The following is a 13,721-nucleotide window of genomic DNA, read 5'->3' as shown; positions in this document are numbered from 1 at the left end:
CTATGTCCACAAACGTCGAACTAGAACAACCGAAGGAGACCCAATGTTGCGCCTCATGAAGTACACCATGTCGCTGGCCACCCTGCTGGCCGTCGGTTCAGCGCAGGCAGCCTTTCCGGAAAAGCCGGTGGTCCTGATCGTGCCGTTTGCGGCCGGGGGGCCGGCGGACGTCATGGCGAGAACCCTCGCCAAGTCCATGGGGACCCGCCTCGGGCAGACCATCGTGGTCGAAAACCGCCCGGGGGCGGGCGGCGTGGTGGGGATTTCATCGGTGGCAAGGGCGCAGGCCGATGGCTACACGCTCGGCATGGCCGGCACCGGTGCCATGGTCTATGCACCGTTCATCTCCCCCAAGATGCCGTTTGACCCGCTCAAGGATGTCACGTACCTGACCACGATGGTCCGTACGCCGAACCTGCTGGTCGTCAATGCCGGCTCGCCGATGAAGTCGGTCGCGGACTTGCTCGCCAGCGCCAAACGGGAGCCGGACAAGTTCACGGTCGCCTCCGCAGGCGTAGGCAGCAGTACCCATGTCGTCGGCGCGCTGTTCCAGCGTGAAGCGGCCGTCCGACTGCGACATATCCCCTACAAGGGGGGCGCACCGGCAGTGCAGGACCTGATGGGCGGACAGGTGGACATGTTCATCGCCGAGGTTCCTGCCGTGGCCCATCTGATCAAGTCCGGCAAGTTGCGCGGATTGATGGTGACGGACACCAAGCGGCTGCCCGCGCTGCCCGATGTGCCGACGGCCGCCGAAGTCGGCTTGCCCAAGGTCATCGCGTCGGGTGCCTACGGCATCGTCGCACCGCGAGGATTGCCGGACGACGTGGCGCGCAAGATCGTCGACGCCGCCACCGCAGCGTTGCGCTCGCCCGAGGTCGTGGAGAAGTTTGCAGAGCAGGGCGGCATCGCACAACCCGGCGGGCCGGATGCCTACCGCGCGCAGGTGAAGGCCGAACAGGATCGCTGGGGGCCGATCATCAAGGCGGCAGGCATCACGTCGGAGTGACCGGGTTTTCAAGAGGAAGCACAACATGAGCATCAAGACGCGCATCACCGAACTACTCGGGATTCGCTACCCCATTTTCCAGGCGGGCATGAGTTGGGCGTCGTCGAGTTCCCTGCTTGCCGGGACGGTGTCGAAAGCCGGCGGCCTTGGGGTCATCGCGGCCGGGCCGATGCGGCCCGAGGACCTGCGCAGCGCGATTCGCGAAGTGCGCGAGATCACCGATGCGCCGTTCGCCGTCAACGTCGCGCTGTACAACAAACGCGCGGCCGAGCACCTGCAGATCGTGCTCGATGAAGGGGTGCCGGTCCTGATCGCCTCGCAGGGAAGCCCGCGCGAACATATCGCGCGCTTCAAGAGCGCAGGGGTCAAGTGGCTGCATGTCGTGGCGCATCCGGATCACGCACGCAAGGCGGAAGCCGCAGGGGTGGACGGGCTGATCGTGGTTGGTGGCGAAGCCGGCGGACATCCGCCACCAAGCGGCACGAGCACGCTGGTCCTGGTGCGGATGATTGCCAGGGCGGTTGGCATCCCGGTCGTGGCGGGCGGGGGCGTGGCCGATGGCGCCGGCGTGGCGGCCATGCTGTGCCTGGGCGCCGATGCGGTCCAGATGGGAACACGCTTCCTGCTGACGCCCGAAGCGTCGCTGCATGATGCCTACAAGGAAAAGGTGCTGGCCGCCGGTGTCGGCGATACCACGCTGGTGGGCTGGCGCGGCTTGCCGATCCGCGCGGTACGCAACGCCTTTACGGCCGAGTACGAGGCCGCCGAGCAGGCCGGCCAGCCGCGCGAGGCACTTGAGGCGCTATTTGGCAGCCGATCACTGAAAATGGCGGCGCTCGACGGCGACGTCGAGCAAGGCAAGGTCGAAGCGGGCCAGTGTGCCGCGCTGATCGATGAGTTGGTGCCGGCGGCCACGCTGGTGGAGCGCATCATGGCCGAGACATGCGAAGCGGTAGGACATATTGCGAAACAACAAGGGTACAGACATGGATGAGCTCCTGATCGAGGACGTCGGCCACGTGCGCGTGCTGCGCATGAACCGGCCGGCCAAGCGCAATGCGCTGAACAATGCGCTGACCCGCGGGCTGGTCGACGCCCTGGCCGCCGCCGAAGCCGACGATGCGGTGCACGTGGTGGTGCTGACAGGAAACGGCCCCGCATTCTGCGCGGGTGCCGACATCTCCGAATTCAAGGATCTCACGCCTGACCAGATGTCACGCGTGGAGGATCGCGCCGAGCTGACGATGCAGCTTCACCTCAGCGTATCGCGCATGAGCAAGCCCGTGATTGCCGCCGTCAATGGCTTCGCGATGGGTGGCGGGGCGGGGCTGGCCATCGCCTGCGACCTGGCGCTTGCGGCACGCTCCGCGCGCATCGGTTATCCCGAGGTCAAGCATGGCATCGTCGCCGCCATCGTATTGCCGAACCTGACGCGCCAGATTGGCCGCAAGGCGGCCTTCCATCTGGTGGCGACCGGCGAGACCATCGACGCGGAACGTGCCGTCGAGCTGGGCATGTTCAACGCGGTGCACGCCGATGACGTGCTGATGGATGAAACCATGGCGCTCGCGAGCCGGCTCGCGGATGTCAGCCGTGCCGCCATGGCCACGACCAAGCGGACCTTCCACGAGGTGGTGGATGCCCCGCTCGCGCGCGGCCTGGAGATCGGCCGGGAAGCCAACAAGCGCATGCGCAGCTTCGTGCCGAAGGGGCAGTAGATCGCCATGGCAAAGCCACTCGAGCACATCACCATTCTCGACCTCTCGCGGGTGCTGGCATGCCCGTTCGCGTCGATGATTCTTGCGGAACTCGGCGCCACGGTGATCAAGGTCGAGCAGCCCGATGTCGGCGACGAGACACGCGGTTTCGAGCCGCGCGTCGAAACGTCTGCGGGCTCCGAGAGCGCCTATTACATGGCCTTCAACCGCAGCAAGCAGTCGATCACGGTCAACCTGCGCAGCGAGGCGGGCCAGCAGATCGTGCGGGATCTGGCGGCGGGCGTTGACGTGGTGATCGAGAACTTCCCCGTGGGTACGCTGAAGCGCTACGGACTGGGTCCCGAGACGCTCAGGGAAATCAATCCGCGCCTGGTCTACCTGTCTTGCACGGGCTTCGGACAAACCGGCCCCTACGCGCCGCGCAAGGGCTATGACACGGTGTTTCAGGCCATGGGCGGCATCATGAGCCTGACCGGAGAGCGCGATGGCGGCCCGGTCAAGCCGGGGCTGCCGGTGGCCGACCTGACCTCGGGCCTCTGGGCGGCCATCGCCGTCCTGTCCGCGTTGCAGGGCCGCAGCGCAACGGGCGAAGGCTGCCACATCGATCTTTCCATGTTCGATGGGCAGGTCAGCCTGCTGACGCTGGCCGCGGCGCGCTGGTTTGCGCTGCACGAGGTGCCGCCGCGCATGGGCACCGAGCATCCGGGGCGAGTGCCGTCGGCCAGCTTCCAGGCGGCGGACGGGCGCTGGCTGCATATCACCGCCAGCGATCAGCACTGGCTGCCGTTGTGCAAGGCGCTCGGACTCGAGGCCTGGGGCGCCGAGCCGGAGCTGCTGACCAATGCCGGCCGCGTGCGCCGGCGCGACGAGGTGATGCGGCAACTGACGCAGGCGATGGCCGCGCACGAACGCGACGCGCTTTGCGATCTGCTGGACGCCGCAGGCGTGCCTGCCGGGCCGATCAAGGCCGTCGATGAAATCCTGACGGATCCCCATGTGCTGGCACGCGGCATGGTCTCCAGTTTCGATCATCCCGTCATCGGCTCCTTTCCGGCGCTGCCGGTGCCCTTGCGCTTTGACGGCTGGGACAACCCCGAGGTCGGGAGGCCCCCGCTGCTCGGGGAGCATACGAGCGACGTTCTCCAGGCGCGGCTCGGGATCGATGCGGAACGCGTGCGGCAGTTGCGCGAAATGAAGGCCATTTGAGGGCCAATCGAGGCAATCATGACTGAAGCAAACGAACAGGCGGTGCGCTATGCCGTTGACGGCGGCATCGCCACCATCACGCTGAACCGGCCGGAAGCCCGCAATGCGCTGAACCTGGCGATGTGCGAAGGCCTGCAGGCCGCGGCCAGCGCGGCGGCTGCCAACCCGGAGGTCCGCGTGGTGCTGGTGCGAGCTGCCGGCTCCGTGTTCTGCGCGGGAGCCGACCTCAAAGAGCGCAAGACGATGGACGAGTCGCAGGTGCTGGCGCGCCGCATGCGCGGATTCTTCGCCTATGAGGCGCTGGAGAGCCTGCCGATGCCGGTGATCGCCGTGATCGAGGGCGCCGCGGCGGGCTCGGGCGTGGAAATCACCGCCGCTTGCGACTTCGCCGTTGCCACGCCGGATGCGACGTTCTGGACGCCGGAAGCGCAGTGGGGCACCGTGGGCGCGACCCAGCGCCTGTCGCGCATCGTCGGCAAGCGTCTGGCGAAGGACATGATGTTCACCGGGCGCCGCCTGACGGCTGCGGAGGCGCTCGAGGTGGGTCTCGTCACGCGCATCGTCGCGCGCGATGCGCTGGAAGCGGAAGTCGGCCAGATGGCCGCGACCATCGCCAAGGCGCCGCCGCTGGGGATGCGGCTGGCCAAGCGTTGCATCGATCGCGGCATCGAGCTGGGCCCGCGCGGCGCCCTGGCCGAGGAATTGCTGGCGATCGAGGAAAATCTGGCACGTTCCGACTGGCGGTCGGGGATCGGTGCCTTTGGAGAGACGAAATGAAATGGGAACCTCGCACGCTGAGTGCCAACCTGTCGTTGCAAGCGAGGCAACGGGGGGCACAGCAAGCCCTCGTGACGCAGGATGCATCCACCAGCTGGCGCGATCTCGAAGCGCAGGCGATCCGCGTTGCCAAGGCATTGCTGGCCCACGGCGTGCGCCGGGGGGACTTTGTCGGCCTGCTGTGCGGCAACGATGAACATTGGGTGGCTAGCTTCTACGGGGCCGCGCTGATCGGCGCCGTGACCGTGCCCGTGAATACCCGCTTCAAGGCGGCCGAGATCGAATACTGCCTGCGCCAGTCGGACGTGCGGCTGCTGATCCTGGCCGATCGCTTCCTCAAGATCGACTTCATGGCATTCCTCCGCGAGGTCGAGCCGGCGGTCGATCAGGCGCTCCCGGGGCAGGCGCTGCCGTTGCTGGACAACGTGGTGGTCATCGGCGAGGACGTGCCGCACGCCGGGCTTGACTGGTTTGCGTTCCTCGATGCCGGCGCCGCGGTGTCGGACGACGTGCTCGCCGAAGCCATGCGATGCGTGACGCCGTTCGACCTCTTGCTCATCCAGTTCACCTCCGGCACGACGGCGCACCCCAAGGGGGTGATGCTCACGCACGACAACATGTTGCGCAACGCCACCGCCGTGGGCCGGCGACTGGGCATCGAGGCTTCGGATCGCTACTTCAACTGCCGCCCGTTCTTCCACGTTGCGGGCTCGACGCTCTCGCTGTTGTGCGCGCTGTGCGCCGGCGCGTGCATCGTCACGCTGCCAACCTTCGAGCCGGGCGCCGCGCTGACGATGCTCGCGGACGAGCGCTGCACCTTCATTTCGGGCAACGACACGATCTTCCAGATGCTGATGGCGCATGCCTCGTTCGACCGCACGCGGCTCCACCTGCGGGGTGGGTGGGCCGCGGCGGGCCCGGACACCATGCGGCGCATCATCGACGAGATGGGCATCGACAAGATCTGCTGGGCCTACGGCCTGTCGGAAGCCTCGCCGAATGTCGCGATCAATGACTGGCGCGATGAGGAGTCGCTGCGCGTGGGCGGCTTTGCCTCGCCGCACGACGGCGTGGCCGTGCGCATCGTCGATGAAGCGTCCGGGCACCCGTGCGCGGCCGGGGAAGTGGGCGAGATCCAGGTGCGCGGCTGGGGGGTGATGAAGGGCTACTACAAGCAGGCCGAGGCCAACGCCAGGGTGTTCACCGCCGACGATTGGCTGAGGACCGGCGATCTGGGTGCCTTGCGCGCCGACGGGCGGCTGCGTCTGGTTGGCCGCCTGAAGGATGTGTTCCGCGTGGGCGGGGAGAACGTCGCGCCTGCCGAGGTGGAGCAGGTGCTGCTGTCTCATCCGGCAGTCGCGACCGCCCAGGTGGTGGGGGTGCCGGACGCGCGCCTCGGCGAGGTGCCTGCCGCGTTCGTGACGCTCAAGCCGGGCCAGACGCTGGACGCCGAGGCGCTTCTGGCCTGGAGCAAGCCGCGCATGGCCAACTTCCGGATCCCGCGCTATGCGCAGGTGGTGACGGATTTCGAACGCATCGGCATGACGGCCAGCGGCAAGGTGCAGAAGAACAAGCTGCGTGAACACGCGATTGCGCTGTTTCAACTGTCGGGCAAGCCATGATTGCGGAGACTGCCATGAATGCCGAAGTCGTGCTGTGTGAGTGCTTTGCCCGTGACGGGTTGCAGCATGAACCGGATTTTGTGCCCACCGAGATCAAGGCGGCACTGGTCGATCGCTTCGCGCAGATCGGATTTCCTCGCGTGGAGGCCACGTCGTACTCGAATCCGAAGGTCGTGCCGCAGTTCTCCGACGCGACGGCACTGCTGCGCACGCTGCCGCGACGCGATGGCGTCATGTACAAGGCGACCTGCGCCAATCTGCATGCCGTGGAACGCGCACTGACCGACCGCGAGGCCGGCATCGGCGCGAATGAGGTGAGCTTGCTGGTGTCCGCATCGGCGTCGCATTCCGAGCGCAACCTCAAGCGCAGCCGCGAGGCGCAGTGGGAAAACGTTCGCGCCATGGCGGAGGCGGCGCGGGGGCGCTTTCGCATGGTGGGGACCATTTCGGTGGCCTTCGGCTGCCCGTTCGAAGGCCGTGTCGATGCGCAGGAAGTGCTGCGCGATGTCGGCCGCTTCCGCGACCTGGGCGTCGGGCTGGTGACGCTGGGCGATACCACCGGCATGGCCACGCCGCACACGGTCCGCGCGCTGTTCCGCGCCATGCGCAAGGACTTCCCCGACGTCTCGCCGATCGCACATTTTCACGATACGCGGGGCACGGGCCTGGTCAACTACGTCGCCGCGCTGGAAGCCGGTGTCACCCACTTCGATTGCGCAATGGGCGGGGTCGGCGGGCATCCGGCCAAGGTGCAGTACGGCGGCGGCCATACCGGCAATGTGTGCACGGAGGACTGGGTCGGGCTGCTCGATTCCATGGGGGTGCGCACCGGCATCGACCTCGACGGGCTGCTGGAAGCATCGAGGCAGTGCGAAGCGGTGCTCGACCGGCCGCTGCACAGCCGGGTACTGCGCAGCGGATTCAATCCGCTGCGTGCCTCGTCAGTTGCCGCCAACCAGACGGTTGAGCCGTGACACCAGCGCGCGGATCTCGGCAAGATCGAGTCCGTCGCTGTTCCCCGAATCCGCCGGCGACGTGCCGGTCGCGGCGGGCTCGTCCTCGTCGATCGTCTCGCCGCTGGCTGCCCGCCGTTCGTCCTCCAGTACGCTGCGTGCGCTGACGGTCAGCGCCGCCAGCATCTCCATGAGCTGACTGCGCTGCTCGGTGCTGAGCGGGCTCAGCAGCCGTTCATTGCGTGCATTCGCATCGACAATCACCTTGCGGTAGAGCGCATCGCCTGCCTTGGTCAGGCTGAGCAGCACGGCGCGGGCATCCGCGTCACTGCGCTCGCTGGCGACGAGTCCGCGCTCGATCAGACCCGACACCGTACGGCTTGCATAGCTCTTGTCCAGGGCGGCACGGCGTGCGAGTTCCTTCAGCGAAAGCGGCGCGTGGGCGCCGAGCATCCCGATTGAACGCCATTCGAGCAGCGTGAGGTTGAACTTGCGCTGTACGCGCAACGACGCGCTCGCGGCGGAGAGGCCGGCCAGGTTATGCAGGCGCGAGGAGAGCAGGTCGGTAATGACCCGCGGTGCCGCGCTTGAGCCGCGTTTCGATCCGCTCATTGGCAAGGACTCCGGTTGGTTGTTTCCGTCAACGATTCTAACTGCATTGTCTGATGCGCAGGCGACACAGTGACGCGTCCATTTAGTTTACCTCGTCCATCATATAGTTTACATTCGAAACCACTTTAAACGAGAAGAGAGAGGAGACAGCATGTACGTCACAGCAGGAACGTTCGAGGTCAACGTGCGAGGCCGGACGACGCGATGAAGAAGATCTGGACTGTCGGCATCATGCTGACCATGACCGGCGCCGCGCACGCGCAAACCTCGATCACGCTTTACGGTCTGCTCGATACGGCGATTTCGTATCAGACGCACCAGGTCGCCGCGACGAACGCGGCAGGCCGCGCCACCAGCAGTGGTTCGGTGCTCGGCGTGGCACCGGGATTTTTCAACGGATCGCGTTGGGGCATCCTGGGGAGCGAGGACCTCGGTGGCGGCCTGTCCGCGGTGTTCCGGCTCGAATCCGGATTCGCCCCGGATACCGGCCTGTCGCTGCAGGGCGCGCGGCTGTTCGGTCGACAAGCCTTTGTCGGCCTGAACGGGGAATACGGACAGATCACGCTGGGTCGTCAATACAGCGTACCGTTCGACGTCCTGCTGCCGTTCGACACGATTGGCTGGGGCAACACGCCCGCAAGCGACGTCTGGGTGCAATTGCTGGCCGGGTCGCGCCTCGACAACTCGGTCAAGTACGCGCAGCAAATCGGGCCGCTCAAGCTGACGGCGGCGTATTCCGCCGGCGAACTGGCGGGAAGCGTCGCCAATGGATCGACGTTTGCGGCGGGCGTTGGCTACGCAAGCGGAAAGTTTGCAACCGGGATTGTCGGCCAGCAGGCCAAGGATCCGGCCGGACACAAGCAGACCAATTCCGGTGTGGGCGCGTCGTACGTGATCGGCCCGGTGACCTTGCATGGCTACTATCTCTTCGCGCGCCGCGATGGCGCCTTCGCGCCGTCGGGCGGCCAGGACTTTGCGCCGACCTATGGCACCTTCGCCCAGGCGTATGCCAATCCGGGACTGACCAACGTCGGGGCCAGCACCACGGCGCGGACGGATCACGTGTTCCAGTTCGGCACCACCTACCAGGTCACGTCAGCGCTGCAGGTGAAAGCGGCGGCCATCTATGACACGGCCAGGCATGTCAGCGCCGCCGGCGAGAATGGCTACAAGCTGTCCGCATTCCTGATCGGGGATTACTTCTTCTCCAAGCGCACGGACGTCTATCTCGCAGGGACCTACAACAAGGTCAGCGCCAGCCTGAACGCGCCCTATGGCGGTCACTCCGACAGCATCGGCGCACTGCTGGGGATGCGGCATCGGTTCTGAGGCCGACCGCATCGGAGGGGTCAATCGGTGGGGCTCACATCGCCTGCGCGCGATGTGAGCTCGCCGGGGCAGGCAGCATGGCCCCGGGATCTTTCATATTCGAGCGGTCAGAGCATGGATTTGCCCTGGGCGAGGATCTTGTCGCAGACCTGCTTGGTGACCTCGGCTTTCAGGCCGCTGCTGCTGAGATCCATCTTGCTGCCACTGCTGGTGGACAGGATGCCGCGCGAGCCGTCGCTATAGCCGCTGTCCTTCGTGCCGCCTGAAACCGAGCCGAGCAATTTGTCCTTCACCGCGGAGGTCGCGGCATCCGCGTTCAGATAGTTGTTCTTGACGCAGTATTCGATCACGCCGGCTGCGTTGCCGGCGCTGCCGGAACTGAGCGATGACATCGACAGGCCGCCGAGGCTGCCGAGCGCACCGGTGGCACTCTGGCCGGAGCCGCCGCCCAGCGGGGACGATTTCATCATGTCGCCGAGCTGCGCATTGGCAAGACCGGACATGACGAGAAGGCACGCGGGAACGGTCAGCCATGCCGTGCGGCGCACGGCGGCGGGGAGGGAAAACTCAGCCATGGGAAGACTCCTTGTGAGGTCATGCCGTGAATGGCCTCACTACTATATGCCGCGTAAAGCGGGCGAATCCGGAATCGACGCCGTGACATGATCTATCGGGCACAACCGCAGGGCCTCGGCCGACGTGGCGTTACGGCTGCGCCCGGTGACGCGGTGCCATGGCAAGCGCCGTGAGCGACAGTATTGCCAGCGCACTGCCGGTCAGTGCCACGCCGTGCCAGCCCAGGCGGGCGTACAGCCCGCTGGCCATCGCCGAGCCCGCGGCGCCGCCTGCGAAGATTGCCGTCATGTAGAGCGCATTGAGCCTGGCGCGGCTGGCGGCATCGAGCGCATAGATCGCGCGCTGGCCCAGCACCATGTTCATCTGCACCGCAAAGTCCAGCGCGATGCCGGTAAGGGCGAGCCAGTAGACGCCATGCGCCCCCCCCGTCATGCCGGGCACGAAGCTCAGCGCGGCGAGGATCATCGCGGCAAACGAGGCGATGCGGGTATGGCCCGCGTCCGCCAGGCGGCCAGCAATCGGTGCGGCGGCGGCGCCCAGCGCGCCGACCAGCGCGAACAGGCCGATCTGCGATTGCGACAAGCCATAGTGGCTGGCCAGCTCCATCGGCGCGGCCGTCCAGAACAAGCTGAACGCCGCGAACAACAGGGCCTGATACAGCGCGCGCTGGCGCAGCACCGCAAAGCGCGCGAATAGTTGCCACAACGACGCGAGCAGGCTCCGGTAGCTGGCCTTGTGCTGCGGCACATGGCGCGGCAGCGTGCTGGCCATGATGCCGACGGTCGCGAGCGTCATCGCCGCGGCCACCATGAAGACCGCGCGCCATCCGAAGTACTGGGCAAGCAGGCTCGACAGCGGGCGCGCCAGCAGGATGCCGGAAAGCAGGCCGCCCATGATCGTGCCGACGATGCGGCCGCGCATGGCCTCGGGTGCCAGATGTGCCGCGAGCGGAATCAGGATCTGCACGCTGACGGAGCTGAGGCCGAGCAGCAGCGACACCAGCAGGAACGGGCCCGGATGTGCGGCGAGCCCGGCGGCGACGAGGCTCACCGTGGCCGCTGCGCCACTGAGCATCAGCAGGCGGCGGTTCTCGTGGAGATCGGCCAGCGGCACCAGGAAGAACAGGCCGAACGCATAGCCGACTTGCGTGAGCGAGACGATCAGGCTGGCGCTGTGCGCGGACAAGCCGATTTCGGGGGCGATCAGCTCGATGATCGGCTGCGCATAGTAGAGATTGGCCACGAGCACGCCGGCGCAAAGCGCAAACAAGGCGATGAGTGCCGCCGGCATGGCGTGGGGCGCGGAACGGACGGTTTCGAGGGCAGGGGAGGTGGGTGTGGGGGTATCCATGGCGAAGGCGTTGGGCCTGTGCGGTTGCAATGCCCAAAGCTTAAAAACAGGATGGCGCCAGGGGAATGCCAACGCCTCGCAACTCAGCGTTGCGCCCAGGGCAATGCGCATGCCTCAGGCGTCACGGCGAAAGGGGCCGGGAAGCTCCGCGAGGAATGCGAGGAATGCACCAATGCGGCGCGAACCGCGTTGGTTTGGCAGGTAGAGCGCGGAGATCACGCCGCTGGTCTGGTCCGGATTGACCGTCCAGTCGTCGAACAGGGCGATCAGGTCGCCGCGTGCGATGTCGTCATCGATGAGCCAGTCGGGCAGCAGGCCGATGCCGCCGCCGGACAGCACGATCTCGCGCAGCACCTCGGCGTTGTTGGCGCGGAATGGGCCGCCGACCGGCACCCTGAGCTCATCGCCACCATCGCCGCCGCCGCGCCGGAACGTCCAGACCTGATCGCGTGCGCCATAACTGAATCGCAGGCAGCGGTGATTGACCAGCGCCATCGGCTCCGCCGGCGAACCGGCATCTTTCAGGTAAGGGGGGCTCGCCACCACGCGTCGCCGGAACTGTCCGATCTCGCGCGCGATGACGTTGTCATAGGTCGCCGCGGTGCCCAGACGTACCGAGAGGTCGATGCGCTCGCCGAGCAGGTCGACAATCTCGTCGGTCAGCGTGACTTCCAGCTCGAGTTGCGGATACCGGGCGAGCAGGCTGCCAAGGTGGGGCGCGATACAGCGCCGGCCGAAGGCGACGGGCATCGACACGCGTAGCTGCCCCACCGGCACCTCGCCGCGGTCCGCGATCAGCGCATCGGCTTCTTCCACGGCATCCAGGATCTTGCGCGCCTGCTGGTAATACGCCGCGCCAGCCTCGGTGACGGTCACCTGGCGTGTGGAGCGGTTCAGCAGCACGGCACCGAGCGAGTTCTCCAGGCCGTCCAGCGCACGGGTGACCGACGACGTGGCCAGATCCATGCGACGCGCGGCGGCGGAAAAGCCCTGCGCATCCACGGTCTCGACGAACATCTTCAATGCGAGCAGCTTGTCCATGGCGGTGTCAGCGTTTTGCAGCGCACAGGATGCGCAGGGTGGTGGCGGGCGCGCGGTGCAGGCATAGGTCGACCATATCGTCCCTCTGGCAAACGCCACATAATTTCGGTAGCGGCGATTCTACCAACCGGGTGCTACATCGGCCGTGAAATGGCAAGCCTCCCCCGGACGGCGCGGGGCTTGCCGCCCTGCGGGCGAAACGCCCGGGCAAGCCGGTTGCGGCGTTCTCAATGCACCGCGCCTGTGCCAGAATGTACCGTCATCATCCCAGACCGGCATTCACTGCCCGTGCCCTCGCTTGACAGGCCTGTCCGCTACCGTTCCCATCTCCGTCGTCAACGGCTTCCTGTCGGGCGCGGATCCGGCTGCTATCGCGCGGCTTGCCGAACGCTCGGGCATTGCCCATGAACTTCTGCGGGAACCCGCCGCACGGGTGACCCAGGAGCAATTCGCCACGCTCTATCGGCTGCTGGCGATGGAGCTCGACGATGAAATGCCCGGCATCTTCAGTCGTCCGCTGCGCAATGGCGTGCTGAAGTTCCTGGGTCTCAGCCTGCTCGACGCGCCGAAGCTGGAGGTCGCCCTGCATCGCTTTGGCCAGTTTTTCCATCTGATCCTGGACGAATTCCGCCTGACGTCACGGCGCGAAGGCAGCGCGGCGCACGTCGAGCTGGTGGCGAACCCTGAAGGCCCCGGCGTCAGCGTACTGGGCTGCGAGCTGATGCTGAAGCTGGTGCATGGGATGGCCTCGTGGCTCATCCTCCAGAGAATCCCGCTCCATGGCGCGGAGTTCGCATTTCCGGTCCCGCCGCAAAGCAGCGATCATCTCTACCTGTTTCCGGGCCCGGTCCGCTTTGACTGCGCCCACACGCGGATCAGCTTCGATGCGGCCTACCTGGACCTGCCGGTCAGGCAACGCAAGCCAGACCTCGAAAAGTTCCTGGCGCGTGCCCCCGAAGACTGGATCTTCGTCGCCTTCGCCGAGCAACTGACCTGCCACCGCGTGCGCCAGCACCTTGCCGAATGCCTGCCCGCGTCGCCCACCATCGACGCCGTTGCGCAGGCACTCCATCACTCCGTGCGCACCTTGTGCCGGCGCCTGTCGGCCGAAGGCACGACATTCCAGGCCATCAAGGATGAAGTGCGGCGCGATATCGCCATCCAGCGCCTGACGCGCTCCGAGGACTCCATCGCCGCGATTGCCTACGACGTCGGCTTCGACAATCCCACCGCCTTCCATCGCGCGTTCCGGCACTGGACGGGCAGCACGCCCAACGCCTACCGCCGCCCGCTCTGATCCGTCGATGGGCGCCGCCTGGCGCCGATCCATGCTGGTCGATGCCGACTGGCAATCCTGGCCGTCGACTTACAAATCCTGCCACTTCAGGCGGCGCAAACGCCGTCTGACGGCCGCGCACGCCCAGTCGTGGCGCAAAGCGGCAGGATTTGTCAGCGAATGGGCTGGTTCGGGTAATCGTCTTTGCGCCGTCTGACATTACGATCCATTCCGTCAATGTCGCAGCGCAGC

General features: G+C 66.5%; 14 protein-coding genes. 10 read left to right on the top strand and 4 right to left on the bottom strand.

The annotated features are described in order from the left end of the window. Positions 1-43: 43 nt before the first annotated feature. From BLR29_RS15240 to BLR29_RS15210, 7 genes are read left to right on the top strand one after another with little or no spacing between them, the layout of a single operon-like run. Positions 44-1,009 (top strand): Bug family tripartite tricarboxylate transporter substrate binding protein, encoded by a 966-nt coding sequence (locus BLR29_RS15240; RefSeq protein ID WP_092137869.1) that lies wholly within the window; start codon positions 44-46, stop codon positions 1,007-1,009. 25 nt (positions 1,010-1,034) lie between these two features. Further along, positions 1,035-2,003: an NAD(P)H-dependent flavin oxidoreductase gene (locus tag BLR29_RS15235; RefSeq protein ID WP_092137868.1), complete on the top strand. Its 969-nt coding sequence runs from the start codon at positions 1,035-1,037 to the stop codon at positions 2,001-2,003. Then, positions 1,996-2,727 (top strand): enoyl-CoA hydratase/isomerase family protein, encoded by a 732-nt coding sequence (locus BLR29_RS15230; protein WP_092137867.1) that lies wholly within the window; start codon positions 1,996-1,998, stop codon positions 2,725-2,727. Before BLR29_RS15235 ends, BLR29_RS15230 begins: the two co-directional genes overlap by 8 nt. Positions 2,728-2,733: 6 nt before the next feature. Next, positions 2,734-3,933 carry a CaiB/BaiF CoA transferase family protein gene (locus tag BLR29_RS15225; protein WP_092137866.1) on the top strand — a complete coding sequence of 400 codons (1,200 nt, stop codon included), beginning with the start codon at positions 2,734-2,736 and terminating at the stop codon, positions 3,931-3,933. Positions 3,934-3,951: 18 nt separating this feature from the next. After that, complete coding sequence (locus BLR29_RS15220) at positions 3,952-4,710, top strand: enoyl-CoA hydratase/isomerase family protein (RefSeq protein ID WP_092137865.1); 759 nt, start codon at positions 3,952-3,954, stop codon at positions 4,708-4,710. Further along, positions 4,707-6,332 (top strand): AMP-binding protein, encoded by a 1,626-nt coding sequence (locus tag BLR29_RS15215; protein ID WP_092137864.1) that lies wholly within the window; start codon positions 4,707-4,709, stop codon positions 6,330-6,332. Before BLR29_RS15220 ends, BLR29_RS15215 begins: the two co-directional genes overlap by 4 nt. Before the next feature lie 14 nt (positions 6,333-6,346). Further along, entirely contained in the window at positions 6,347-7,306 is a 960-nt protein-coding gene (locus BLR29_RS15210) for a hydroxymethylglutaryl-CoA lyase (protein WP_092137863.1), read from the top strand. On the opposite strand, the gene BLR29_RS15205 is transcribed toward BLR29_RS15210, so the two are convergent. Continuing rightward, positions 7,274-7,897, bottom strand: coding sequence for a MarR family winged helix-turn-helix transcriptional regulator (locus tag BLR29_RS15205; protein WP_092137862.1), 624 nt, complete (start codon positions 7,895-7,897; stop codon positions 7,274-7,276). The genes BLR29_RS15210 and BLR29_RS15205 overlap by 33 nt on opposite strands. A gap of 204 nt (positions 7,898-8,101) precedes the next feature. Between BLR29_RS15205 and BLR29_RS15200 the strand changes: the two genes are divergently transcribed. Next, positions 8,102-9,226, top strand: coding sequence for a porin (locus BLR29_RS15200; protein ID WP_092137861.1), 1,125 nt, complete (start codon positions 8,102-8,104; stop codon positions 9,224-9,226). A 107-nt stretch (positions 9,227-9,333) separates the two neighbouring features. Here the strand turns inward: BLR29_RS15200 and BLR29_RS15195 are convergent, their stop codons facing one another. The 3 genes from BLR29_RS15195 to BLR29_RS15185 all read right to left on the bottom strand — a co-directional run bounded on the left by BLR29_RS15195 (position 9,334) and on the right by BLR29_RS15185 (position 12,193). After that, positions 9,334-9,729: a DUF2501 domain-containing protein gene (locus BLR29_RS15195; protein WP_369804631.1), complete on the bottom strand. Its 396-nt coding sequence runs from the start codon at positions 9,727-9,729 to the stop codon at positions 9,334-9,336. 202 nt (positions 9,730-9,931) lie between these two features. Further along, entirely contained in the window at positions 9,932-11,152 is a 1,221-nt protein-coding gene (locus tag BLR29_RS15190) for an MFS transporter (protein ID WP_369804623.1), read from the bottom strand. Between the two features lie 114 nt (positions 11,153-11,266). Next, positions 11,267-12,193 (bottom strand): LysR family transcriptional regulator, encoded by a 927-nt coding sequence (locus BLR29_RS15185; protein WP_092137858.1) that lies wholly within the window; start codon positions 12,191-12,193, stop codon positions 11,267-11,269. A 298-nt stretch (positions 12,194-12,491) separates the two neighbouring features. On the opposite strand from BLR29_RS15185, the gene BLR29_RS15180 reads away from it, so the two are divergent. Beyond that, positions 12,492-13,490 carry an AraC family transcriptional regulator gene (locus tag BLR29_RS15180; protein WP_092137857.1) on the top strand — a complete coding sequence of 333 codons (999 nt, stop codon included), beginning with the start codon at positions 12,492-12,494 and terminating at the stop codon, positions 13,488-13,490. Positions 13,491-13,521: 31 nt separating this feature from the next. Then, positions 13,522-13,686, top strand: a complete 165-nt coding sequence (locus BLR29_RS32455) for a hypothetical protein (RefSeq protein ID WP_176860965.1) — start codon at positions 13,522-13,524, stop codon at positions 13,684-13,686. The last annotated feature ends 35 nt before the right edge of the window (positions 13,687-13,721 follow it).

This window comes from Cupriavidus sp. YR651, from assembly GCF_900101625.1.
GTDB lineage: Bacteria > Pseudomonadota > Gammaproteobacteria > Burkholderiales > Burkholderiaceae > Cupriavidus.
The sequence above is the reverse complement of the archived record's forward strand: the minus strand, read 5'-3'. Positions and strand labels throughout refer to the sequence as shown.